Source organism: Candidatus Nitrosocosmicus franklandus (assembly GCF_900696045.1).
Classification (GTDB): Archaea; Thermoproteota; Nitrososphaeria; order Nitrososphaerales; family Nitrososphaeraceae; genus Nitrosocosmicus; species Nitrosocosmicus franklandus_A.
On the sequence record NZ_LR216287.1, the window covers coordinates 2,410,739 to 2,436,472 of the forward strand.

Consider the following 25,734-nt stretch of genomic DNA (forward strand, 5'->3'; position numbering starts at 1 on the left):
TTATTTAATAATTGTTAACCACATCTGATAAAATGCCCACAAAAAATCCTACAAATAGGCCTATATATTTAAAAACATTTACTCTGCGTGATACAAGGGATATTGAAGAAATTAAAAAAGATATTGAAAGAAATATGATAATTATAATAAGAATTACTCCATTAGCTCAAAAGGATGTGGGCGATCTTAAGAATGTAGTTGAAAGTCTATATAATTCGATTACTTCATTAGGTGGAGATATGGCCAGATTGGGAGAAGAGAGGATAATACTCACACCTCCTGATGTAAAAATTTGGCATGGGGAATAAAGTCAATCATTTAGTATCGTGACACCATGCATTCTTATTACAATAATTTTAGAGCTTCTTGATTTAGCATATATTGAGTAGGAACATTTTGCACTTTGCTCGAATAACTTGAAAGATTTTGTACCTTAGATCTCTCGCCATGATTTACAATTATTTTTTTAAGTTTTGACCTCAAGCGCGAAATATAGGCATTAAGCTGATTGAAATCAGAATGTGAATTCAGTGAATAGATGCTTTCAATCCTACATCTTACTTCAATTTGTTCCCTGCCCATAGAAAGCATTTTCTTTCCTTCAATTATTTGTCTGGCGAGGCTTGTTTCATTCGGTTTAGAGGTAAAGATAATTAAATTATCTGGGTCAGTTGCTATTTTCTTTAGATATTCAAATGTTTTGTGACAATTCAGCGTCGATGAAGGATATATTACTATACCTGTTTTCAATTCTTGTCCTTCAATATCAGAAATTAGAGAAATCGACTTTGATCGAAATGGGTTATATTCGTCTGAAATAATATTTCCATGCAGATCCTTGTTAAGGAACTCTGAATCGAATTCATGAATAGAATTAATTTCCGCTAGTATTTCGTCCATGTAAATTTTGCACTTTTTGATCTTCTTTTGTCTTATGAATTGATCTAATGTTACTAACAATTCCTGGGATGTCCCGATCAATTGAGTAGGCATAAGAACGATTTTTTTAGCTTTTAAAACCTGATTCACTTCGTTGATTAATTTTGACTCTGCTTCCTCCCTTGTCATGAAAGAGTCTTCCCTGCCACCGTTGGTACACTCTATTAACAATGTTTCTACTCTAGGAAAATTCCAAACAGCGTTTTCCAAATACGAGCTCTTTCCAAATTTGATATCGCCTGTATATACAAAATTATGGTCACCATTTCCTATGTGGAAGTGAAAGGACGACGATCCGAGTATATGACCAGCGTTATACGATGTCACTTTAATGTCTGGGGTAAGATCTGTAACAATATTATAATTCAGATATATTATATGGGAAAAAATCTTTTCATAATCTATACCATTATAGATTGCAAATTTTCCATTGTTTCTAACGTATTCCCTAAACAAAATATACATAAGATATGCTGTTGGTTCAGTACAGTAAACTGGACCTTGGTATCCGTATTTAAATAATGTGGGTAGAAATCCAGTATGATCAAAGTGAGCATGGCTCAATAAAACGGCATCAATGTCTGAGAGTTTCTTTCCAATAGAATCAAACCTTGGAAACTTCAGCAATGGATCGTCGGTATAATTATTCAATCCACAATCAATAAGTATGTTACTTTCATTAGTACTTAATATCATAGCCGATCTACCGATTTCTGCAAATCCTCCTAATGATATTAAGCTTGCTTCATAATTTGCATTCATTCTTTCCCTAAAAATTTTCTCACCGACTTTTTTAAAAAATTGAACTCTATAGTCAGCCGTATCCTTAGCTATTTTGTTTATAGCCTTTATTGAAGAAATCATTTTAGGAGCTTTCTTGAATGTTACCTTCCAGCCAGTATCTAGTGTTAATTGATCGGATATACTTTCGATATTCGTTATTTCCGTGAACTTTTTTAGGAAAATAACGGCCTCTCCAAGAGCAGGATCAAAAAGGATGTCAGAGATATTAGACTTTTTCGCTAGAGATTTTTCTACAATTTTCTTAAACTTGTCTTCCTCAACCCTTAACGTTTCATCAATTCGCAATACTATTCTCTTTTTAATTTGTGCAACAATATTCGGAAGGATCTTATTATTCTCAAGTAGGAATTTGGGATTATTAGTGTGCAGAGCTATTCTAGGACCTTCGTACTCTATTTTGGTTAACGAACACTCGCGAGGCAGATTTTTGAGTATTGTTGCCATAATGGATTGAGCATCGGATATATTGGGATTTTGTTCAGACGACCTAGAGTACATAACGATCCCTGTTTTTGATCAAAATCAAATGGTAAAACAATTAATTAAGAACCTGTGTATATAAAAACCTATTTATGCCAAATATTTATAGATTTAACATATTTATACCTTGACACCTAATTTGCATTGTTAATAGCATGGCTGATTCTTTTGATAATATGATTTTCTCGTCATCGTTGATTATATTCATTTTGGCGCTAATTTTTATTTTCGCCTATGATCTTTTGTTTGCAAGAGGAAGAGCAAATAGGATCGAAAATATACATGAAACGAGAAAACTTGGAAGGAAAGCCTCTAAAGCCAAGAATAAGCAGCAATTTGATAAAGTTGAATGATTATAGTCTAACAGAACGGTTAATTTTAGATAAATTTGCAAAGGAATCTTTTGATCGATTAACATCGATTCAGGAACAGTCTTACAGGGTTATCGCTAGAAGAAAAAATTCTCTACTGGTTGCACCCACAGGCTCAGGAAAAACCGAAGCTGCTATCATTCCTGTAATTAGTATTCTAAGTGAAGAAAAGAATCATCAAAAAAAAAATAATGGTATCAAGTGTTTATATGTTACGCCTCAGCGTTCTCTAAATAATGATGTCCTAAGAAGGATAGTTAGATATGCCACTGCAGAAAATTTGAATGTTGAAATCAGACATGGAGACACTCCATATTCTAGGCGTAAGAAGATTGTCCAGCATCCTCCGGAGATATTGATTACTACTCCAGAATCATTGGGAATAATACTAGTAAATGAAAAAATGGGTGAGTTATTGAAATCGGTACAGTGGGTCATTGTAGATGAAATTCATGAAATTATTCCTTCAAAACGTGGTGCCTATCTTTCCCTAGCATTGGAGCGTCTTGCATTATATAACTCCAATTTTTGCAGGATCGGAATTTCAGCTACTGTAGGAGATATATACGCTACGGCTAAATACCTTGTTGGGAACAAAAGGAAGTGTGCCATTATTATTGATAGAACATTACGTAAATATGATCTGGAACTGAAACATATCGAAGGTTCGATTAAAGAAGTCTCAAGTTATATAGTAAATTACGTTAGTAGTAACCATCCGAATTCTTCAGTTTTACTATTTACTAATACTCGTGATGAATCAGAATTTTTGAGTACCTTGCTTAAAAGTCATACTTCATTAGAAGTTTATATTCACCACGGTTCATTATCCAAGGATGTAAGAGAAGAGACTGAAAAATTACTTAGAAAAGGTTTTGTGGGAATTGTTGTATGTACCTCTTCATTGGAGCTTGGTTTGGATATAGGATCCATTGACCTTGTAATTCATTACGGATCACCAAGACAAGTTTCAAAATTGATGCAAAGGATTGGCCGTAGTAGGCATTCACATCATGCTTCGGCAAAGGGATTGATCATAACTAACAATTATGATGATTTTATCGAGTCTTTAAGCATCATTCATAGGGTGGAAAGAGGCTCGATTGAGGATCAAATCCCTCATGAATGCGCCCTAGATGTACTGGCACACAATATAGTGGGAGCCATTCTACAAGGTAAAGAAAAATTAGATTTGAAAAAACTTTACGAGGTTTTTTCAACAGCATTCCTATTCAGATCTTTGACTTTCTTTGATTTTGTTGATTGTATAAATATTTTATCTAACAATTACATCCTTAAATTTGACCGAGAAAAAAATCTATTATATAGAACAAGGAAATCGTATCTTTACTACTATGAGAATATTTCAACTATACCTCATGTGACAAAGTTTGAAGTAATTGATTCAATAGCTAACAGGAGAATAGGAACGTTAGATCAGCAGTTCGTGGGCAATTATGGTGAAAAAGGAAATGTCTTTGTATTGAGAGGTTCACAATGGAGAATCCTGACAGTTAACGAGGCAAAATTTCAAGTTTATGTCGAACCCCTTAGTGGTGCACCAATTAACATCCCTTATTGGGTGGGTGAAATGATTCCTGTTGATCATGAGACTGCCATACAAGTTGGCAAGATTAGAAGATTCATGAAATCATGCCGTTTATCTCAAATGAATGTGCTCAAATATGTTGACAAACAATTGGCCACACGAATAAATGATTACTTGAAACCGTTAAAAGTAATTCCTGATTCAGATAACGTTGTTGTAGAGTCGGTACCTTCTGAAAACTTGGTAGTTATACATAGTACTTTTGGATCCAAAGTAAATAATACTCTAGGATCGCTCTTTTCAACATTCTTATCTTCTAAAACCGGGTACGAGGTTGAGTACAGGTCAGATCCTTATAGAATTTTATTAAGCTCAGCAAATACCCGAATAAGGCAAATCCATATCTTTTCTCTATTTGAGGACAACTTTGATATCGAATCTGTATTGATAGCTTCTTTTACAGGTACTTATAGTGCCAACTGGAAGGTTTGGATGGTTGCAAAACGTTTTGGAATCATTGACAAGAACTCTGTTTATGATAAGAGGATGGCTCGTATTATCTATGAGAGATATCGTAAAACGTCGATTAGCAAGGAATCTATTAGAGAATTGATTCATGATAAATACGATATAGCAGCTACATCAGTCATTATTGAGAAAATCAAGTCTGGATCTATTAAGTTACATTGGTTCGATAATTCTCAGTTTTCTGGTCTGTCTCAACCAATATTGTCTAAATCAAAGAAGATCGTTTCATCACCTCAAAATATGGAAAATGGTATTCTTGAATTGATCTACGAGAGACTGATAAAAACTAAGCACAAGTTAATTTGTGTAAGATGTGCATTATGGGAACGTATTTATGAAACCAATGATGTGCCAGAAAAATTGACCTGTCCATACTGTAAATCAAGGTTAATCACAGCCACGTTTTGGAAAGATACTGAATTAAAAGATATTATCAGACGCAAGCTTATGGGGGGTAGTCTTGCCAAGGATGAAATGAATAAATTTGACAGAGCTTGGAAACTGGCCTCGTTGATCAATAATTTCGGTCGATTAGCAATCTTTGTTTTATCTGGTCATGGTATAGGTGTCGATACATGTGCCCGGATTTTGCGAAATTATACAGATGATCGGAATCTCTTGAAGGCGATCTATGAGGCAGAGAAACAATATGTGATGACAAGAGGATTTTGGGACAATTGAGATTTTGACTGCCATCAATATTTCCTTTCGATCACTGTTAGCTCACTTGAATGATTTCTGAATATGGCTTTAATGACAATTCAATATTTCCTTCTTTACCGCTAACCGCATTTACAGCTAATATCTTTATTCTCTCTCCAATTTTAAGTCGGCTTACTATCTCACTGTTGTCCCGCCATCCCACTAATCTAATTTCGCCTGTGTCGTCACCTACTAATGTATCAGCTACCGTTACCTGTTCTCCAACTTTAGTAGTAACCTCCGACCTATTTGGTATTTGCAAGACAATGGCCTCAACCACAAATGGTTTGTTAGTTACACTGATATTTTTAATCTTAGTTTCAAACTGTTCGCCAGTGGGAAATTCTTGATCTTTGCTCAAAACCTGAACAAAAGAGTCCTGATCAGTCAATTCAATTGAATTTCCCAATATTCTGTTTGGATAGCATTCAATTATGTCGTTAGGTTGTAGGTTCAAATCAAAGAGTCTGGTGTTTATTCTTAAAAAGTATGGTCTACTTTCTCTATCTATGGCCATACATAATAACATGTTGTCTTCCTGCTTGGGTCTACTAGAAATAATTCTCAAGATATAGTTCTCAGGTGGGGCCGCATCATCAGAGAGTTCAATTACAGTGCCTTCATCACCATGAATTTCTAAATCACCATTACCAAAATTAGGATTTCCAGCTTTTGTCTTAACTCCAACCAATCTTATCCTGGAATTAACTGTCAATGTCTTTGGAACGTTTTCTTCATTTATATTCCAAATTACGGAACGTATCTTGCGCGAATTGTCTTCATTCGTCAATTCTAAATGTAGAGACTTTGCGCGTTCTCCTCTACTGTTAGTAAATTCAGAAATTCTTGGATCCGAACTAATTTTACCTGCAATTACTAAGTTATCCTTAGGCAATGTCAAATCATCAATCAATTCTGTGATTTCTGATAAGGTTGGTATTTGATACTTGTTGTCTTCCACAATCAAATCTATGGAGCCACTGCTACCCAAATTTACGATAGGTTTGTTGTCCATGCCCGACTTTACCTGACAATTTGATAGCTTGATCAAGTCTCCTTGTCTAAGGTTAAGTTGTTCTGGCAACTCAACGAGATCATCCCAAAGTTTAATCTTGACACTAGAGTCCTTGTCATAAATAGTAATAATCCTATTTCTTGATTGTTGGTCTGAATCTCTTTTCAAAAAAGTTCGAATAGGATTAATGGTTAGTATTCTCCCGATAATTGAAATATCTCGTGCACCTATAAAAATATCTTTTAAGGCATACTCTGTCTTAGGGGATTTTTCCAGAGATACGCCCAAATCAGCAGCAACCAAGAATAAAGCTCCTTGGTCAGTTAAATAACCTGCACCAACATTAGCTTTTTTTTCTTCAACCATCTCTTTCAGTTTATCGAAATCCAGTTCCTGCCTCTCCTCCAAAATTATTTCAATCATCTTGTTATAGTCTAATGTCAATTACAATAATCTACTTCACTATACATATTTTAATTTAAAAAAATTTTGTTTAATTCTCAAAATTTTAAAAAGGAATGGGTATATCGCGACAATATTATTGGTAATCATGGATCACTATTTATTCAAAAACGGAAACTAAAATCTTATTTTTGTATCTGCTTATGATATATTCCTTAGATATTGGACATGTAAGATTACAGCCAATTAAGTAGAGTAATTTACTATATAGAGGCCTAATCAATCGAAATAATACCTAGCTATGACTTAATCTTTTTTATGAAACTTAACTTATTCTTGCGATATAATAGATAGAGTCCTAGAAAACTCAGTGCTATTGTCACAGCTATAACTAAAATTACGATGATTTGCTGACTTTCAGACTCGATTGATGTTTGAGCGTTTATGGTACTATCTATTTGAGGTCCATTTTCCGAGAAATTGGTATTGGTACCATTGATTTTGATTATTTTTGAATTCGAATCAAATTCTATCATTAGTATTCTACTTTCGGTGTTATTAGGATATTGTATAGGTGATAGATTATTAATCATATTATTAGAAAATATTTCCTCTTCGCTCTTGTTTGTTACTTCTAGAAATTTTACTGGACGATCATCTATCATTACAGTAAAATTCTTATCATTTCCATTTGCCTTTGAATCAAGAATATCTCTTGGTATGTCTATCAATAGCTTACCATTATTGCTATATGACAATATCGACAATATTAATACATTGTTGCTCTGAGAATTTGTTATTAATTGAGTATTATTCAATATGCCTCCGGTAAGTTGCAAAGGCAAATGTTTAATGTTACTATTGGTAAGAATAGGAATATAAAATAGAGAACTTTCACTCAAGAGAGAAATATTTTCCTTGTCTAAATAACTGGTATTGGTACCATTGATTTTGATTATTTTTGAATTCGAATCAAATTCTATCATTAGTATTCTACTTTCGGTGTTATTAGGATATTGTATAGGTGATAGATTATTAATCATATTATTAGAAAATATTTCCTCTTCGCTCTTGTTTGTTACTTCTAGAAATTTTACTGGACGATCATCTATCATTACAGTAAAATTCTTATCATTTCCATTTGCCTTTGAATCAAGAATATCTCTTGGTATGTCTATCAATAGCTTACCAGATAGAGTATTTCGAGGATCAGTTATTATAATAATACTTTTTTCATCATTATCAAAAAAAATCGTAGAAATGAAGTTACCATAACTTGATATCGATATTGGTAATATGATTTCCCCTATCTTTATTGGATAATAAACATTAGATAATATTTCTGAACTATTGGTCTGATTCCTATTTGAATTAATGAAGCCTGTTTCATTCTTGACAATAAAGGTTGATTGGTCAGCAGATGCTCCAGACGACTCTAAACTCGGTAGAAAATGGGTAAGTCCAATACTTATTAATCCTATTATCATAAATGAAATAGGGAAATTTTTTCGTACATTGCTGTTAACCAGTACATCTCCAATTTTCCACAACTATTTATTGTAAAGACTGCATAATAATATAAGACTTATTCCAAGATCAAAATCTTTGCACACAATGCAAGATTTTGCATATTTCCTACCTTTATTATACTTACTATAATCAATGTCGTTACTATTGGAAATTTCAGTACTATGCTTCGCTCTATTATTTTTCTGACAATCAAAAATTTGAGTATTTATTCTTTCAAGTAGAATCTAACAAATATTATATATTATTTGAAATTCAACTCTGACAGTTGACGTAATGTTTCATAAGGAAATGAACTCGCAAGAACCTTTCAGAAGATGATAAAATTAATTCAAACTAGCACATATACCTTTATCCAACGACTTCGGAAGGGGAATATTATATATAATCGAACTGCATTTTATAGGATATTTGACGTTTCTTTTGTTAAGACATACTTTATGTTTTACTCGGAGGAGTGAGATCTTTGTCTAGTGAAAAAAAAGATATAAAGATTGTTGATCACATTTACCAACCTAAACATGAAATCCTCTCAAAGGAAGAGGCCGAACTTGTTTTTAAGAAATTTAATGCCAAACCTAGTCAATTCCCATATATTATGTCATCTGATAAAGGGATACAAGGCTTAGGAGCGCAACCTGGAGATGTTATCAAAATCACCCGGAAGAGTTCTACAGCAGGTGAAAGTGTATATTACAGATACGTAGTAGAAGGTTGATCTAGATCATGACAGTAAGTACTACTAATAATTCTATTGATATGTGGCCAATCATAAATGATATATTGCGCAGAGAAGGGGTAGCGAGGCAACATCTCAATTCTTATAATGAGTTCATCGAACGAGGGCTTCAGAGTATAATAGATGAAGTTAATGAAATTGAGATAGAGACTGCTGAATATCCGTATAAAATAAAGTTAGGAAAGATAAAAATGCAGCAACCTCGTATTATGGAATTAGATGGATCCATCACTCATGTTGCACCAGTCGAAGCTAGACTTAGAAATTTAACCTATGCTTCGCCTATAATGTTGGAATGTAGTATAGTTGAAGAAGGTAAGACTTTGGAATCTCGGTTTATACATATTGGAGATATGCCCGTGATGGTTAAATCAAATGCATGTATGTTGCATAATTATTCCGAAGTAAAGTTGGTTGATGTCGGAGAAGATCCAAAGGATCCAGGTGGTTATTTCATTATTAATGGCTCGGAAAGAGTAATCGTCGGGCTAGAAGATCTCTCTTACAACAAAATAATTGTAGATATCGAAGAAACTTCTGGCACTATGCTCTATAAGGCCAAGGTTTATTCCTCCATAGTTGGCTACAGAGCCAAATTAGAATTAATTATGAGGCCAGATGGTTCCATAGTTTCTAAAATCCCTGGCTCTCCTGTCGATATTCCACTTATTATTTTAATCAGAGCCTTAGGATTAGAATCGGATAAAGACATAGCAAATTCAGTATCACTTAATGAAGCAATTCAAGATGAGTTAGAACCATCTTTTGAAAAGTCAGGTGAAGTAACAACAAGCAGAGACGCTATTATTTACATAAGCAAGAGAATTGCTCCAGGCATGTTAGAGGAATTTCAAATTAAGAGAGCTGAAACCTTGCTTGATTGGGGATTATTGCCACATTTGGGGAAAAATCCGGACAACCGTTATGAAAAGGCCTTATTCTTGGGTGAATCAGCATGCAAGTTGATTGAGTTGAATCTCAATTGGATAGAGCCTGACGACAAAGATCATTACGGGAATAAAGTCATTAAATTTGCCGGTCAAATGTTGGCTGATTTATTTAGAACAGCATTTAGAAATTTGATTCGAGATATGAAGTATCAACTAGAGAGATCTGGCCAGAAACGCGGCATAAATGCTGTTGCTGCCGCGGTAAGACCTGGAATAATTTCAGACAAATTGAATAATGCTATTGCAACGGGGAACTGGGGAAGGGGAAGAGTTGGAGTTACTCAGTTATTGGATAGAACTAATTATATGTCAACAGTTAGCCATCTCCGACGTATACAATCACCTCTTAGCAGAAGCCAACCTAATTTTGAGGCACGGGATCTTCATGCGACACATTTTGGGCGAATATGCCCTTCCGAAACTCCTGAAGGCTCTAATTGTGGACTAGTAAAGAACCTAGCATTATCTGCAGTAATTTCTGTGAGCGTTTTGTCCTCAGATGTGATAGAAAAGCTATATGAATTGGGTGTTCAAAACGTAAACGAAGCAAATGATGAATTAAAACAAAAAGGAGCTCGAATTTTTGTAGATGGTCGCTTGATTGGATATATAGAAGATGGAGGCTCACTGGCTAATAGACTACGAAGCATGAGAAGATCTGGACGAATGCATCCTCATATGGGAATATATTACTACTCTTCAATGAATGATAATGCAACAAAGAGATTATACATAAGTTGCAATTCAGGTAGAGTGCTACGACCTCTTGCAATTGTTAAGGATGGAAACATACTTCTTACCAAAGAGATCATAGACAAAATCTCTAAAAAGTTCTTGTCATGGACTGATTTACTTTATATGGGTATCATAGAACTAGTTGATGCAAATGAAGAAGAGAATTGTTATATTGCCAGTGAACTGAAAAATATCACTAATGATCATACCCATGTAGAAATTTACTTATCTTCTATACTAGGTGTGGGGGCTTCAATCATTCCTTATCCTGAACACAATCAGTCACCTCGAAATACTTACGAGAGCGCTATGGCTAAACAAAGTCTTGGATTCTCCACGCCTCTGATGAACGCAAGCACATACGTGCGACAGCACTTTATGCTTTATCCACAGATGCCCGTTGTTACCACTAAGGCAATAAATCTTTTAGGCCTCGACGAAAGACCCACCGGCCAGAACTGTGTAGTTGCCGTCCTTCCGTTTGAAGGTTATAATATTGAAGATGCAGTAGTGTTTAGCAAGTCCGCAGTTGATAGAGGATTGGCTCGTACCTTTTTTTACCGTGTCTATGAAGCAGAAGCAAAGCAATATCCAGGAGGAATGAAAGACACTTTTGAGATACCCTCGTCGGAAGCTAATATTCGTGGTTACAGAGGTGAAAAATCTTATCGATTGCTCGAGCAGGATGGCGCTATCATGCACGAATCAGTAGTTAACGGGGGTGATATACTGATCGGTAGAACATCACCTCCAAGATTTATGGAAGAATATAAGGAATTTGAAGTAAAGGGGCCATATAGAAGAGATACTTCCATCGGTGTTAGACCTTCTGAGAACGGGGTTGTTGACACTGTCATAATGACTCAGTCCGTGGAGGGCGGAAAAATGTACAAGATTAGGGTGAGAGACATGCGAATCCCAGAGATCGGTGATAAGTTTGCTTCACGTCATGGACAAAAAGGAGTAGTGGGTATGTTGGTGAATCAGGAAGACCTACCATATACAGAGGATGGGGTGGTTCCAGACGTCATGATTAATCCACATGCATTCCCCTCTAGGATGACTGTTGGTATGTTCATGGAATCTCTTGGAGGAAAAGCTGCATCTCTTAGGGGTAAGGTAGTCGATGGTTCTGCATTTTTAGGTGAGAAATTGAATGATATTAAGGATATAATGGGGAGCTATGGATTCAAGCATAGCGGTAAGGAAATAATGTATGATGGTAGAACTGGCAAGAAATTTCCTATGGATGTGTATATTGGGGTTGTTTACTATCAAAAACTTCACCATATGGTTGCAGACAAGATCCATAGTAGAGCAAGGGGACAAGTACAGATGCTGACCAAACAGCCTACTGAAGGCAGAGCCAGAGGGGGTGGGCTAAGATTTGGTGAAATGGAAAGAGATTGCCTCATTGCATATGGTGCATCCATGATGTTAAAAGATAGATTGTTAGAGGAATCAGACAAGGCTGAAATTAATGTGTGTGAGCGATGTGGCTTATTATCATATTTTGATACTAAACAAAGAAAATATGTCTGTAGGGTTTGTGGAGATAAAGCCAAGATTTCAAATGTAGTCATTGCATACGCTTTCAAATTGTTGTTACAAGAAATGATGAGTTTAAATGTGGCTCCTCGCTTATTGGTAAAGGAGAAGGTTTGAGCCTTTTTATTTATCTATCTTTTTTGAATAGGAGTTTTGTTAAATGAATGACGAATCGATAAAAATTCTGGATGGAATTAGGTTTAGTATTTGGTCTCCTGTTGAGGTAAGAAAATTTAGCGTTACTGAAGTAACAGCTCCAGAAACGTATGATGAGGATGGTATGCCAGTTCAAGGGGGATTAATGGATAATAGATTGGGGACATTAGAACCTGGACAGAAATGTGCAACTTGTGGCAATACCTCTGCAAGATGTCCTGGTCACTTTGGCCACATAGAGCTTGCTGAGCCGGTGTTACACATAGCCTTTATAGATGACATTCACAAATTATTGCTAATAACTTGTAGGTCATGCAATAGAATCAAGTTAAATAATGACGAACTTGAAAAATACAAAAATCTTCGAGATAGTAAAGCCGCATACGCTGTTATTACTCTGGAAAATGTTAAGGATGAAATAATTGAGAAGGCTAAAAAAGTCAAGGTATGTCCTCACTGTCAGAAGGAACAGTATGACCTGATATTTACAAAACCAACAATATTTGTTGAAAAAACTGATATCGGAGAAAATAGGCTATTACCTATTACCATTAGAGAGAGATTACTTAACGTTTCTAATGAAGATCTAATCTTGTTGGGATACGACCCAAAGACGGCTAGACCCGAATGGTTTATTCTTCAAGTACTGCCAGTTCCTCCAGTCACTGTTAGGCCATCAATAATCTTGGAAACTGGTATTAGATCCGAGGATGACTTGACTCATAAGTTGGTTGATATTATCAGAGTCAACCAAAGATTAAAAGAAAGTAAAGAAGCAGGTACCCCTCCACTGATCGTACAAGACTTGGTTGATTTGTTGCAGTATCATGTGACTACCTACTTTGACAATGAGGTATCTGGTATTCCTCAGGCCCACCATCGATCAGGACGACCACTAAAGACAATAACACAGAGGCTTAAAGGAAAGGAGGGACGATTCAGAGGCTCCTTGTCAGGGAAGAGAGTAGACTTTTCAAGCAGAACTGTCATATCTCCGGATCCTAATTTGACTATTTCAGATGTAGGTGTCCCAAGCGATGTTGCAAAAAAGCTTACAATACCAGAGACTGTATCATCTTGGAACATAGATAAACTAAAGAATTTGGTTTTGAATGGACCAAACAAATATCCAGGAGCAAATTATATAATCAGACCTGATGGGGTAAAAATCCGACTCGATTACGTAACTGATCGAGCAGCTATCGCAGATTCTCTAATGAATGGATACACAGTTGAGCGTCACTTGATGGATGGTGATGTTGTCATCTTCAACCGTCAACCTTCTTTACATCGTATGTCAATTATGGCTCATAACGTAAAGGTGTTACCTTATAGGACATTCAGGCTACATCCTGCCGTGTGTCCACCGTATAATGCGGACTTTGATGGCGATGAAATGAATTTGCATGTTCCCCAGAGTCAGGAGGCAAGAGCAGAAGCCGCACTATTAATGAAGGTTCAGGACCAACTTATTTCTCCAAGGTACGGAGGACCTATAATTGGTGCCATAAGAGATTTTATTACAGGCGCTTTTCTGTTGACCAAAGAAGATACTCTTTTGACGGCTGATGAAATTTCTAATTTTGCTTATTTAGGAGGGTATGATGGTCCATTGCCGAAACCAGAAGTTGAAAAGGACGGTAAGATGTTTTATACAGGAAGACAATTGTTTTCATTATTTTTGCCAAAAGATTTTAACTTTGTAATTACTTCAAAGTGGAATAAAGCATCAAAATTACAAGGTAAGGATGTTGTAATAAGGAACGGACAATTAATTTCAGGAGTTATTGATAAGGCTTCAATTGGTGCTGAAGAACCTGATAGTGTATTACACAGAATTGCCAAGGACTATGGGAACGATGAGGCAAAACGTTTCCTCGATGCCATTCTTGTGATGCTCAAGACCTATATCACTCACAAAGGATTTAGTTATGGCTACTCGGATTTGTGGCTAAGTGAAGATACTCGCAAGGAAATTTCCGATGTTATTGAAAAGACCTATAATAAGATTGATGAATTGATAAAACAATACCATGAAGGAACTCTACCTTTAACTAGGGGATTGTCACCCGAGGAGGCCTTGGAATTGTATGTTGTAAACGAGCTATCAAGGGCAAGGGATAGGGCCGGTAAGATCGCTGACAGATCGTTTCCAGATGATAACTCTGGTGTGATTATGGCCTCTACGGGAGCCAGGGGTTCCACTTTAAATATTGGACAAATGACGGCCGCACTAGGTCAACAGTCAATCCGAGGAAAGCGTATCATTAAGGGGTACAGAAATAGAGCATTGCCTCATTTCAGACCCGGTGATCAAAATCCTGATTCGAAAGGGTTTGTAAAGTCAAATTATAGAGATGGTCTAAATCCAATAGAATTTTTCTTTCATGCTATGGGAGGGCGAGAAGGTTTGGTTGATACAGCTGTAAGAACACAACAATCAGGGTACATGCAGCGTAGGCTAATTAATGCTTTAGAGCATCTAAAGATTGAGTATGACCTGACTGTGAGGGATCCCCATGGAAATATCGTCCAGTATATTTATGGTGATGATGGGATTGATCCAGCCAAAAGTGATCACGGAGATGCTGTAAATATCACTAGAATTGTAGAAAGTGAATCTGTTGTAGATAACGGACCTAAAACTACAGAAGAAGAGATGAAGGAGTTACTATCAAAGTTCAAAGAGAAGATGAATCCCAAACTAAGTCAAGAGATAGAATCAGCACTTATTTCTTATCCATTGAGTAAGTCAAGTATTAAGAAGGTGGTTCAAAAAATTATGGATCTATTTGAAAGAGCGATGGTCGAACCCGGTGAAGCGGCTGGAGTTGTTACTGCTCAATCGATCGGTGAACCCGGCACTCAAATGACTCTTCGAACTTTTCATTTTGCGGGAGTAAAGGAACGAAATGTTACCCTTGGATTACCTCGTTTAATCGAATTGGTGGATGCGCGAAAAAAGCCTGTTACTCCAACTATGGATATTTATTTAGATGAAGAACATCGCCTATCCAGGGAAAAGGCTTTAGAAGTGGCAAAACGTATTATATTCACAAGAATTTCTGATTTAGTGAGTAAAGTTGATACTGACTATAGCGGAAATTTAACCTTTTACTTTTCAGACAAAAAAATTGCTGATAGAGGGACATCTATTCAAGAGATTCATGAAGTCCTGAAGAGTTCGAAAAAGCGGTATGAGGTTACAGTTAATGAGGAGCAGTTACTGATTAAGATATCGTTATCACAGGAGCCAGATGCTCAAACACTTCTCACTCTCCGAAATAAACTCTTAAACGGGAGGGTTAAGGGTGTTCCAGATATAGAAAGAGTTACAATCGTAAAGCAAAATGATGAGTGGGTTATTCAGACAGCTGGATCCAATTTGGCTAAGGTTGTCTTGGTTGAAGGAGTCGATGTTACCAGAGTAACAACTAATAACGTATTTGAAATTTGGCAAACTCTTGGAATTGAGGCCGCCAGGACAGCCTTGGTTAAAGAGATAACAAATACTTTGGAAGAGCAAGGTCTAGAAGTAGATATTCGCCACATCATGCTTGTTGCAGATTTAATGACCTCTAAGGGATACTTGCAGCAAATTGGAAGGCATGGTATAGCAGGAACAAAGACTTCTGTGTTAGCTAGAGCTGCCTTCGAGATTACTGTCCCTACTATAGCAAGGGCGGCTTTAGAAGGACAAGTCGAACCACTAAAGGGGGTTACTGAAAACGTTATTGTAGGAGCGACGGTGCCTGTGGGGACGGGAATGATTGATCTATATATGAGTGTAAAGGAGTAAACTTGGTATGAATGAAAAAAAGTTGGCAAAAGCCTTAAAGGAAGCAGCAGTAAATAACAAATTAAAAACCGGTTTTAAGGAAGTAATGCAGTATATAAAGGGAACAAAGCTTATAGTTCTTTCAAGTTCTCTTCCTCATGATTCGGAGACACGATTGAAGAAAGTAGCTGAAGAAAATAATATTGAGGTAATAAAGTATTCAGGAAATTCAGTGTTATTGGGCAGATTGTGCAGTGTGTCCTATGGGACGAGTGTAGTTTCATTAAAAAATGTATCCGAAGAAGAAATTTCTGAACTGAAGGGTTAATGAATGGTGATGGGGTAGTGAAAGTAATGCAGTTTTTCATAATTTTTGATAGTCTTGGCAGTTAGTTTCCTTTTTTTCAATCTGGATTTACATTTGAATTGCTCAAACAAAAATAGACTTAAATTGGATATCCCAAAGACAGGTAATTATATTTGGAAAAAATACAGGAATTCCATGAGATGAGTTTAAAGTGAGTGAAAAAATAAAATTATCTCCCGATGAATTTAGGTTATTATCTCTATTTCAGGGTATTACAACTGCAGATGCTAGGGATTGTATAATAGATGAAAGAATGGAAAGAGTGATTTTCATAGTCAATAAAGGCCAGATGGGTATGGCCATAGGCAAAGGGGGTTCAAATATAAAACAATTACAGAATGTAATAAATAAAAAAATAGAATTGGTAGAACACTCTGATCATCCATTAGATTTTGTGAGGAATATATTTAATTCAAATATGATTCAGGAAATTAGACTCGTTGATCGCCAGGATGGTTCAAAACAAGCATTAGTCGTAGTTGACTCAAAGAAAAAAGGACTTGTAGTCGGAAAAGAAGGTCGGAATGTAGATAAAGCTAGAATTTTGGCAAAGAGGTATTTCAACATTGCAAATGTTTTGATAGTAAGTCCGGAACAATTAATTAAAAGTGAAAAGATGTGATATATGTTGAGTAAATCACCTTTAGGATTATTTTCGGGTAGAGTGTTAAAGACGAAACGAAAACGAGCCCGATGGTCGAATAAATACTATAAAAGAAGAATGTTAATGCTTGATAAGAAAGCCAATCCTTTGGAAGGTGCTCCGCAAGCTAGAGGAATTGTTCTAGAGAAAGTGGGAATAGAGTCCAAACAGCCCAATTCTGCCGTTCGTAAATGTGTTAGGGTTCAACTGATCAAGAACGGAAAGTCTATAACAGCTTTTCTCCCGCGAGATGGTGCATTGAACTTTGTCGATGAACATGACGAAGTCGTGTTAGAAGGTATTGGTGGTTCTATGGGAGGAGCAATGGGAGATATTCCTGGAGTTAGATGGCAAGTTTTCAAGGTGAACGGTGTATCACTTAATCAATTGGTTAGAGGTAAGAAAGAAAAACCGAGGCGATAAATAATGAGTGGCAAAGAACAAACAAATATGCTATTATTTAATAAATGGGATACAACAAATATCGAAATTAAGGACGAAGGGTTGAAAAATGTAATTCATTTGTATCCATCAATGACTTTTCCCATCACATTTGGACGTCATGAACATCAGCGTTTAAAAAAGGCTGAGGTAAACATAGTCGAACGCCTTGTCAACAAGTTAATGCATTTTGGAAAGAGGTATGCAAAGAATACTGGTCGAATGGGTGGTAAGAAAGCCCGGGTTATGAATGTTGTAAAGACTGCTCTTGAAATTATATCACTGGAAACTGGTAGAAATCCGGTTGAGCTACTCATTAGAGCTATAGAGAATGCTTCTCCAAATGAAGATACCACTCGAATAGTATATGGAGGAGTAGTATACCATGTCTCAGTTGATGTTTCTCCACTTCGGAGAGTTGATCTGGCGTTGAGGTTTATAGCAGAAGGTGTGAGAGAATCAACTTATTCATCACCACAAACTATGGAGGAAGTTTTGGCCAAAGAGATTATATTAGCATCAGAAAATGACATGAACAGTTATGCAATAAAAAAGAAGAATGAACAAGAAAGAATAGCAATGTCGTCAAGGTAATAATCCGCTTATTCAATTTTATTATTCTGTCAAGTACTTCAGGAGCCACAATGAGCAGCAAAGATGATTTTATTTTTAAGAAAACTAACTTATTAAGAACTCCTTCTGGTAGGAGTATTCTCAAAAGTGGTTTACTAAAGGATCAAAAATATTCTTTATTCAAATACTATTTAAATCAATCCAAGAGAGAATATCTAGGATTCGTACAACGCTACAAAGATGGAATTTATCAACTGATTAATTCTGATCAATCGCCAATTGAAACACACAGAAGATTCATAGCAGAGGTTGGCAATACTAAGGAACTCGAATTAGAAATAGATCAAATATTAAGTATAAGAGAAAGAATGACTGGACGTGATATCGTTTACGATATGATCGATCGTATACTTAATTCAAATTTCGTCAAGATGACATTCCCTGTTTTTTTTGCACTTTATGATGGCTATGCTAGCAAAATGAGTTTGAATGATCAAAAACTGCGTGATAATGTAATTGACGGTCATTTAATAGCCATAGATCTTAGCGAGCCAATGGATCGAATATTGGATAGGGATGAAGATCTAGAATTTCTAGACGATTATAAATTTTTGAACCCTTATATTTTATTATTAGCTAAACAGAAGATCAGAGAATTAGGTTCTGATATTTTCAAAGAATTTGAAGCAGGCTTTGTAGATGCTCTTTTAGGTCAGAAAATCGATTATGAGTTAAAAACCAATTCTCTGGATTTGACTTATGATAACTTGGAACTTAGTTATAAGAAATATCGTTCTGTATTAGGGACTGCTGGAAAAAATATGTGTCTTAACCAAAAACCATTATCCGAGATTTACTATATTGGAATGGCCAAAGCCGCAGAGAGTGTTGGTTGTGGAAACGAGATTCAAGACGCAATTACAAATAGGGGAATAAAATCACCTTCGTGGCCTCTTTTCTATTCTATACTCACCGGAGACGTAAAGTCCGGATTTAGATTGACACTAGAGAAAAGTAGAACTTATCTTTCAGAAGCGTATTTGGCTCTGGAAATGCTTGAAGATGATTTTAAAACAAAACCTTACCTGGAATTTTTGTTTTTAACGGTGGGTCATTATAATGAATTCTGGTATAGGGAATTAACTGCAAATAGACCTGAGCTTTTGGAAAAATTTCAAAACGATCTCAAGGTCACCTTAGACAAATAAAAGGAGTTGGATTCTACTTGATGTGGACAGAGAAATACAGAGTAAATAGAATAGACAGTTTTTTTGGTAATGAAAAAGAAAGACTGGCAGTTATTGAATGGCTTGCTAAATGGATAAGGGGAACTAAACCACTTTTGCTTGTGGGTTCACCAGGTACCGGTAAGACTTCTTTTATAAAATCGCTAGCGATACATTTTGACTATGATCTAATCGAACTAAATGCTAGTGATTTAAGGAACAAAATAAACCTAGAAAATATAATTAATCCAATTCTATCTAATTCTAGTTTGTTTGGAAAGAAAACCTTGCTATTTTTGGATGAGGTCGATGGTATCTCAACAAGGGATGATTTTGGAGGATCATCCTTTCTAGGAACTATATTGAAAAACTCTGAAATTCCAATAATTATGGCGTCTAATTCGAAAAGCACAAAGATAAAAGAAATTGTTAAAAATAGTAAGGTCATTACATTTAGTCCATTATCTACCTATGCAAGCTATTTGTTAATTCAACATGTTTTAAATGAAGAAGAGCAAATTTTGGATGAAAATACTAAACTCGACTTAATTAAACAGAGTAAAGGGGATGCTAGAAGTATATTAAATGGATTGCAAATAATTCTCGAAGGAAATCTAACTGTTACCTCAAGAACCGGACAAGAGTTACCAATTGAAGAATGTATCAATAGTTTCTTTTCTCTGAATGACCCTGTCGAGATCAAAAAAATATTATCAAATTCAGCAGTTCGTTATAGTACGCCTAAATTTGGATATAGCCAGGAGGAACGTGGCAAGGATTTATTGGGTGCTCTTTATACGAGTATTATAAGTAATCAAAAGTTCCTTAGTTCTTCGGAATTGGCAGATTTGTTACATCACCTCTCTGAAGTCGACCTTTTTGTGAATAAGATTTATGAAAATCGAAATTGGAGGTTACTAAGATATGCAAACGATGTATTAGTCTCAAAACTCTTTCGTTTTAGTAGATTTCCTTCAATTCGATATAATCAGTATTCGATTCCATTTCCTCTGATCGGATCGATTTTTATGCGTGGTCAAGCTTTGAGTCGAGTTCGAAGTGAAATGGCTAGGACGTTTCACACAGGAGAGAGTAAAATTGGCCTTTTTTATTACTCTTATTTTATACACATCCTTAAGAATGCAGGAAATTTTTCACTAGTTTTCAACAACCCTGATAATTTGAAATTAAATGAAATTATCGAAAAAGAAAAGTCTAGATAGCTTAAGAGTTTAATTTGAAAGCAAGTGTACTTATGACTGTGGGGAATGATTTATTTTCATCGGGAGACTGGATAAAGATAAAGGTTAAATTTTCAGGTTTATGTCAGAATTGTAAGAAAAGGTTAAGCATTGGGGATCTCGGATATTGGTCAAAAGCATCAAGAGCAATAGTACATGAGGATTGTTATCTGCAGTCTAAGACTCCTGATGGACCGGAGACTCAAGGAGGAACTAGAATAAAGAACAAGACTCAGACAAGCCAAGAAGATAGGTCTGATAGAACCTATTTAGAATTATTCAAGGATGCGAGATGTTATATATGTAATAAACCTGTGGATGCAAATGATCCACTAATTATGGAATTATTCAACATCGGAGGTAAGAAGGATCATGGTGGAGTCTTTTATTGTGGTAATTGTCTAAAAGGGTTCAATAAAGACATTCTTAATGACTATAGGACCAGCTTCCAACGAAAAATCAAGGGTTGATTAGTTTAACAAAGTTAAAATAAATAAATCCATAAACAATACTGGTAAAGTAAATTGTCTAGTGAATATGAATATAATGTCAGTAAAATTCTTACCGAAAAGATTAGGAAATTAAACGAATTACAAAACTCAAGCAAGTCTTCTACTTATGATAAAGAATTCTTAAAGATGGAGATAGAAACACTCGAATCATTATATGAGAATTACAATTTAGGATTGAATTACTTTAGACGTGCTCAGGGAGGAAGAAGTGGATTGCGTGAGTTGAAGGATAAGGAAAAGTAATCAAGTATAACAATTATTCTTGATTCACATTTAATATGTCTTTAAATCTATAGCAAAGTCTATATTAAATAATGTTAAGGATCAAAAGCATATTATATGCATGAGGAGAAACTAAAGCAATACTATGACCGAAAGCACAATGCCGAAGCAGGCGGAGGTCAAGATAAGGTTGAATCCCAGCATTCGAAGGGGAAACTAACTGCGAGGGAGCGTATAAATCTATTACTAGATCCAAATAGTTTTACAGAAATTGATAAATTTGTAACTCATAGAGGCGACGATCCTGAAGTTAAGAAATATTATGGTGATGGTCTAGTTACCGGATATGGCACCATAAACGGAAGAAGAGTCTTCATTTATGTGTATGATTTTACTGTTTTAGGCGGTTCTCTAGGTGAAATGGCTGGCAAAAAGGTTTCCAAGGTAATGTCGCATGCACTTAAGGTAGGATGTCCAATCATTGGTATACTGGATTCTGGTGGTGCAAGAATTCAGGAAGGCGTATCGAGTTTAGATGGTTATGGTGATATCTTTCATAAGAATGCTTTGGCATCGGGTGTCATTCCACAGATAACGGCAAGTATTGGACCTTGTGCAGGGGGTGCAGTATATTCACCATCGATGACTGATTTTGTAATTATGGTTGAAAATATTGGACAAATGTTTGTCACAGGGCCAGAAGTAGTTAAGGAAGTTTTGAGCCAGGAGGTCACTTTTGAAGAATTAGGGGGGGCAAGGACTCATGCAACAAAGTCTGGGGTAGCCCACTTTATAGCTAAAGATGAAGTCGACTGCATGGACAAGATCAAAACGCTCATTTCTTTCTTACCTCAGAACAACAGGGAAGAGCCAATGATTTTAACGGACAATTCCGACGATATCAATAGAGCTGATCCGAATTTAATTAATATTCTTCCGGATAACCCGTATCAGTCTTATGACATGAAAGAGATAATTAAATCCATAGTAGATAACGGGAACTTTTTTGAAGTTCATGAACTATTCGCTGAAAATATAGTTGTGGGTTTTGCAAGAATGGGTGGAAGGTCGGTTGGCATTATAGCGAATCAACCTCTTTTCTTGGCCGGCGCTTTGGATATACACTCCTCTAATAAGGCCGCTCGATTTGTTAGATTCTGCGACTCTTTCAATATTCCTATTGTTACGCTCGTTGATACACCTGGTTATTTGCCGGGAACAGACCAGGAGCATAATGGTATAATTAGACATGGAAGCAAACTTCTATATGCTTACTGCGAGGCAACAGTTCCGAAGATAACTTGTATAATTGGAAAGGCTTATGGTGGAGCTTATATTGCAATGGGCAGCAAGAATCTTGGAACCGATCTTAATATCGCATGGCCGACTGCTGAAATTGCTGTCTTGGGACCCGAGGCTGCAATAACTATTATTCACCGAAAGAGTTTGAAGGACTCACCCGATGCAGCTACTAAAAAGAAAAATTTAGCTAAAGAATATAGGAACAAGTTTGCTAATCCTTATATTGCTGCAGAAAGAGGAACAATTGATCTGGTAATAGATCCTATGGAATCCAGAGGCACAATAATAAATGCCCTTAACGCTTTAGCAAATAAGAGAGAGACTAGGCCATGGAAGAAACACGGTAATATCAATTTATAAAAGGTTGGTTAGATGACCAAACAAATATCAAGCATATTAATCGCCAATAGAGGAGAAATAGCACTTAGAATAATAAGAGCGTGTAAAGAGTTGGATATAAAGTCTGTATCCATCTACTCTGATGAGGATGTAAGGTCTATTCATGTAAAACGTGCTGATGCTGCATACCACATCGGTCCTGCAGCCCCGTCACAGAGCTACTTAAATATGAACAAGATTATTGATGTTGCAATCTCTGCAGGAGTTGATGCAATTCATCCTGGTTATGGATTTCTCTCTGAGAATGAGACTTTTGCAGAATTGTGTGAAAAAAACAATATTATTTTTATAGGTCCAAAAAGTGTGTCTATGGATTTAACTGGGGATAAAATGAAATGCAAGCGCATAATGAATGAAGCAAAAGTACCTACTGTCCCAGGAAGCGACGGAGTAATTGAGGATGTAGAAATAGCAGTTCAGATTGCAAATGATGCAAAATACCCAGTACTGTTAAAATCTGCCTTTGGAGGCGGGGGTAGGGGAATCAGATTAGCCAAAGATGAGAAGGAATTAAGACAGGAATTTGAGATGGCTTCTGCTGAATCGAAGGCGGCATTTGGGAAAGCCGCTCTCTTTGTAGAGAAATTCTTAGAAAAAATAAGGCATATTGAATTCCAATTGATTAGAGATTCTCATGGTAACACTAGACATTTGTTTGAAAGAGAGTGTTCCATTCAGAGGAGACACCAAAAGTTGATAGAAATGTCGCCATCTCCGATCATGACTCCTGAAAAGAGGAATGAAATTGGAGAAATAGCCAAAAGGGCTGCCGATGCCGTAGATTACCTCAATGCAGGAACTGCAGAATTTCTTTGTGATCCGGATGGCAATTTTTATTTTATCGAAATTAATTCAAGACTTCAGGTGGAACATCCAGTAACTGAGCTAGTAACAGGCCTTGACCTTGTAAAGCTTCAAATATCGATAGCGAACGGCGAAGAAATACCTTTTGAGCAGAATGATCTAAAATTAAATGGTTGTGCAATCGAGTGCAGAATTAATGCTGAGGATCCATTTTATGACTTTGCTCCATCTGTGGGTAAAGTTCCATATTGCAATTTACCCTATGGACCCGGTATAAGAGTCGATACATACTTGTATCCTGGTTGTACCGTCTCTGGATTTTATGACTCTTTGACTGCAAAGCTGATATCATGGGGATCCACATTTGATGAATCTAGGCGCAGGATGAGAAATGCACTCAATGAGTTTATTATTGAGGGGATAAATACTACTATTCCTCTTTATAAAACAATAATGAACGACAAATACTTTATTTCTGGAGACCTCTCGACAGACTACTTGGATAGGTACTCAATAATCCAAAAGATGAAAGATGAACAAAAATCCATTAATTCGGATCTTCACAATCGACTATTGCCTGCAGTTGGGTCTGCAATATTACAATCCGAGTATGTAAAGAAAAGCAATCAAGTACAAAATGGCTCGTCATATAATTGGAAATTTGGGGGATTGACCAGTTAAATTGGAAATAAAGGTTGAAGAAATAAACCAGGAATTTAAAGGAAAAATAGTGGGTTTTGACAAAGATGGAAATCTGATCATTGAAATCAATGGTTCAGAACACCTGATCAAAATCATTGAAATGAAATCCGACAGATTTGAATTCATTTTTGATAATACATTTCATGAAACAATGATTAGCGAATCTACAAGCACAGAGTTGAAACTTTTATTGGATAATATCCCTATGGTACTCAAGAAACATATCAAACTGTCTGAAATTATTGAAAAATCCAATAGATTATCTGGTGGCTCAAACTCTCAGAACACGATTTCCAGTCAGATACCGGGAAGGGTAATTTCAGTAGCCACTAATAAAGGGGACACAGTAAAACAAGGGGATAATATTGTCGTTTTGGAATCAATGAAAATGCAAGTTGCCATTAAATCACATAGAGATGGGACAATAAAAGAATTAAAAGTAAAAGAAGGTCAAAGTATATCTAGAAATGATGTCGTAGCTATCTTAGAGTAGACTTTATTCGGTTAGGTTAAAAAATTCCTTTTCCAAACTTGTCGAATTTCTAAAAGTTTCTAAAAGAATAAAAAAGTTACTTCTAAGAGAAGGTGCCTGTAGCCTTCCTAATTTCATTATAATCAGGTTCTATCAATGGGTTGTCTGTTACCCATTTATATATTATTTGAGAATTCTTGTTGTCGACTACAAATATAGATCTCTTGGCTACTTTGAAATCCTTTAGTTTTCCAAGACTCGGCATTACTACATTATACTTTTCAATAACTTGTCTGTCATAATCACTTAATATTGGAAAATTAAGACCGTGGTGTTCAGCAAAAACCTTATTGGCAAATGGACTGTCCACAGATATTCCTAAAACCGTAACGTTCTTGCTTTTAAGGCTATTGAGAGAATCTCTGAAATTGCACATTTCTACAGTACATACCGGTGAACCAGCCGCAGGAAAAAAGGCTAAAATTGTCATTCCATCCTTGTAATCAGATAATTTGTGTATTTCTTGGTTTGTATCTAAAAGCTCGAAATCTGGTGCTTTATCCCCGACCTCAATATTCTTACCATAAGTACTATTGCTCATACAATA

At 36.0% G+C, this 25,734-nt stretch carries 20 protein-coding genes; 16 read left to right on the plus strand and 4 right to left on the minus strand.

Annotated features, from left to right (window positions below; translation table 11 throughout):
- The first annotated feature begins 32 nt into the window (after positions 1–32).
- Positions 33–308: a cell division protein SepF gene (sepF, locus tag NFRAN_RS11290; RefSeq protein ID WP_134485080.1), complete on the plus strand. Its 276-nt coding sequence runs from the start codon at positions 33–35 to the stop codon at positions 306–308.
- Positions 309–345: 37 nt separating this feature from the next.
- Here the strand turns inward: sepF and NFRAN_RS11295 are convergent, their stop codons facing one another.
- Positions 346–2,241, minus strand: a complete 1,896-nt coding sequence (locus tag NFRAN_RS11295; RefSeq protein WP_134485081.1) for an MBL fold metallo-hydrolase — start codon at positions 2,239–2,241, stop codon at positions 346–348.
- A gap of 264 nt (positions 2,242–2,505) precedes the next feature.
- Between NFRAN_RS11295 and NFRAN_RS11300 the strand changes: the two genes are divergently transcribed.
- Positions 2,506–5,352 (plus strand): DEAD/DEAH box helicase, encoded by a 2,847-nt coding sequence (locus NFRAN_RS11300; protein WP_172602321.1) that lies wholly within the window; start codon positions 2,506–2,508, stop codon positions 5,350–5,352.
- A gap of 37 nt (positions 5,353–5,389) precedes the next feature.
- Here NFRAN_RS11300 and NFRAN_RS11305 read toward each other — a convergent pair whose 3' ends face one another.
- Together NFRAN_RS11305 and NFRAN_RS11310 are read right to left on the minus strand one after the other, a co-directional pair.
- Positions 5,390–6,832 (minus strand): hypothetical protein, encoded by a 1,443-nt coding sequence (locus NFRAN_RS11305; protein ID WP_134485083.1) that lies wholly within the window; start codon positions 6,830–6,832, stop codon positions 5,390–5,392.
- A gap of 257 nt (positions 6,833–7,089) precedes the next feature.
- Positions 7,090–8,340, minus strand: a complete 1,251-nt coding sequence (locus tag NFRAN_RS11310) for a hypothetical protein (RefSeq protein WP_134485084.1) — start codon at positions 8,338–8,340, stop codon at positions 7,090–7,092.
- Between the two features lie 443 nt (positions 8,341–8,783).
- Here NFRAN_RS11310 and NFRAN_RS11315 point away from each other — a divergent pair, with 443 nt between their 5' ends.
- From NFRAN_RS11315 to NFRAN_RS11380, 14 genes are all read left to right on the plus strand, one after another.
- A complete protein-coding gene (locus tag NFRAN_RS11315; RefSeq protein ID WP_134485085.1) occupies positions 8,784–9,035 on the plus strand; it encodes a DNA-directed RNA polymerase subunit H in 252 nt (83 codons plus the stop codon).
- Between the two features lie 8 nt (positions 9,036–9,043).
- Entirely contained in the window at positions 9,044–12,406 is a 3,363-nt protein-coding gene (locus NFRAN_RS11320; RefSeq protein ID WP_134485086.1) for a DNA-directed RNA polymerase subunit B, read from the plus strand.
- 43 nt (positions 12,407–12,449) lie between these two features.
- Complete coding sequence (locus tag NFRAN_RS11325; protein ID WP_134485087.1) at positions 12,450–16,244, plus strand: DNA-directed RNA polymerase subunit A'; 3,795 nt, start codon at positions 12,450–12,452, stop codon at positions 16,242–16,244.
- A gap of 7 nt (positions 16,245–16,251) precedes the next feature.
- Entirely contained in the window at positions 16,252–16,551 is a 300-nt protein-coding gene (locus NFRAN_RS11330; RefSeq protein WP_134485088.1) for a ribosomal L7Ae/L30e/S12e/Gadd45 family protein, read from the plus strand.
- A 190-nt stretch (positions 16,552–16,741) separates the two neighbouring features.
- Positions 16,742–17,212, plus strand: a complete 471-nt coding sequence (locus NFRAN_RS11335; protein ID WP_134485089.1) for a NusA-like transcription termination signal-binding factor — start codon at positions 16,742–16,744, stop codon at positions 17,210–17,212.
- 6 nt (positions 17,213–17,218) lie between these two features.
- Positions 17,219–17,656: a 30S ribosomal protein S12 gene (locus tag NFRAN_RS11340; RefSeq protein ID WP_134485849.1), complete on the plus strand. Its 438-nt coding sequence runs from the start codon at positions 17,219–17,221 to the stop codon at positions 17,654–17,656.
- Between the two features lie 3 nt (positions 17,657–17,659).
- Positions 17,660–18,268, plus strand: a complete 609-nt coding sequence (locus NFRAN_RS11345) for a 30S ribosomal protein S7 (RefSeq protein WP_134485090.1) — start codon at positions 17,660–17,662, stop codon at positions 18,266–18,268.
- 50 nt (positions 18,269–18,318) lie between these two features.
- Positions 18,319–19,455, plus strand: coding sequence for a hypothetical protein (locus NFRAN_RS11350; protein WP_134485091.1), 1,137 nt, complete (start codon positions 18,319–18,321; stop codon positions 19,453–19,455).
- Between the two features lie 20 nt (positions 19,456–19,475).
- Entirely contained in the window at positions 19,476–20,696 is a 1,221-nt protein-coding gene (locus NFRAN_RS11355; RefSeq protein ID WP_134485092.1) for an AAA family ATPase, read from the plus strand.
- A 32-nt stretch (positions 20,697–20,728) separates the two neighbouring features.
- A complete protein-coding gene (locus tag NFRAN_RS11360) occupies positions 20,729–21,184 on the plus strand; it encodes a hypothetical protein (RefSeq protein WP_134485093.1) in 456 nt (151 codons plus the stop codon).
- 54 nt (positions 21,185–21,238) lie between these two features.
- Positions 21,239–21,469 (plus strand): hypothetical protein, encoded by a 231-nt coding sequence (locus tag NFRAN_RS11365; protein WP_134485094.1) that lies wholly within the window; start codon positions 21,239–21,241, stop codon positions 21,467–21,469.
- 96 nt (positions 21,470–21,565) lie between these two features.
- On the plus strand, positions 21,566–23,110 hold the full coding sequence (locus NFRAN_RS11370; RefSeq protein ID WP_134485095.1) for an acyl-CoA carboxylase subunit beta: 1,545 nt from the start codon (positions 21,566–21,568) through the stop codon (positions 23,108–23,110).
- A gap of 12 nt (positions 23,111–23,122) precedes the next feature.
- The gene (locus NFRAN_RS11375; RefSeq protein WP_134485096.1) at positions 23,123–24,634 is read left to right on the plus strand and encodes an acetyl-CoA carboxylase biotin carboxylase subunit; all 1,512 of its coding nucleotides are present in this window, start codon (positions 23,123–23,125) and stop codon (positions 24,632–24,634) included.
- 1 nt (position 24,635) lies between these two features.
- On the plus strand, positions 24,636–25,148 hold the full coding sequence (locus NFRAN_RS11380; RefSeq protein ID WP_134485097.1) for an acetyl-CoA carboxylase biotin carboxyl carrier protein subunit: 513 nt from the start codon (positions 24,636–24,638) through the stop codon (positions 25,146–25,148).
- 82 nt (positions 25,149–25,230) lie between these two features.
- Here NFRAN_RS11380 and NFRAN_RS11385 read toward each other — a convergent pair whose 3' ends face one another.
- Positions 25,231–25,728, minus strand: coding sequence for a redoxin domain-containing protein (locus tag NFRAN_RS11385; protein ID WP_134485098.1), 498 nt, complete (start codon positions 25,726–25,728; stop codon positions 25,231–25,233).
- Positions 25,729–25,734: the final 6 nt, after the last annotated feature.

Coding starts and splice junctions, on each gene's coding strand:
- sepF (WP_134485080.1), top strand. CDS start 33: ATGCCCACAAAAAATCCTACAAATAGGCCTATATATTTAAAAACATTT.
- NFRAN_RS11295 (WP_134485081.1), bottom strand. CDS start 2,241: ATGTACTCTAGGTCGTCTGAACAAAATCCCAATATATCCGATGCTCAA.
- NFRAN_RS11300 (WP_172602321.1), top strand. CDS start 2,506: ATGAAACGAGAAAACTTGGAAGGAAAGCCTCTAAAGCCAAGAATAAGC.
- NFRAN_RS11320 (WP_134485086.1), top strand. CDS start 9,044: ATGACAGTAAGTACTACTAATAATTCTATTGATATGTGGCCAATCATA.
- NFRAN_RS11325 (WP_134485087.1), top strand. CDS start 12,450: ATGAATGACGAATCGATAAAAATTCTGGATGGAATTAGGTTTAGTATT.
- NFRAN_RS11330 (WP_134485088.1), top strand. CDS start 16,252: ATGAATGAAAAAAAGTTGGCAAAAGCCTTAAAGGAAGCAGCAGTAAAT.
- NFRAN_RS11345 (WP_134485090.1), top strand. CDS start 17,660: ATGAGTGGCAAAGAACAAACAAATATGCTATTATTTAATAAATGGGAT.
- NFRAN_RS11350 (WP_134485091.1), top strand. CDS start 18,319: ATGAGCAGCAAAGATGATTTTATTTTTAAGAAAACTAACTTATTAAGA.
- NFRAN_RS11355 (WP_134485092.1), top strand. CDS start 19,476: ATGTGGACAGAGAAATACAGAGTAAATAGAATAGACAGTTTTTTTGGT.
- NFRAN_RS11360 (WP_134485093.1), top strand. CDS start 20,729: ATGACTGTGGGGAATGATTTATTTTCATCGGGAGACTGGATAAAGATA.
- NFRAN_RS11370 (WP_134485095.1), top strand. CDS start 21,566: ATGCATGAGGAGAAACTAAAGCAATACTATGACCGAAAGCACAATGCC.
- NFRAN_RS11375 (WP_134485096.1), top strand. CDS start 23,123: ATGACCAAACAAATATCAAGCATATTAATCGCCAATAGAGGAGAAATA.
- NFRAN_RS11385 (WP_134485098.1), bottom strand. CDS start 25,728: ATGAGCAATAGTACTTATGGTAAGAATATTGAGGTCGGGGATAAAGCA.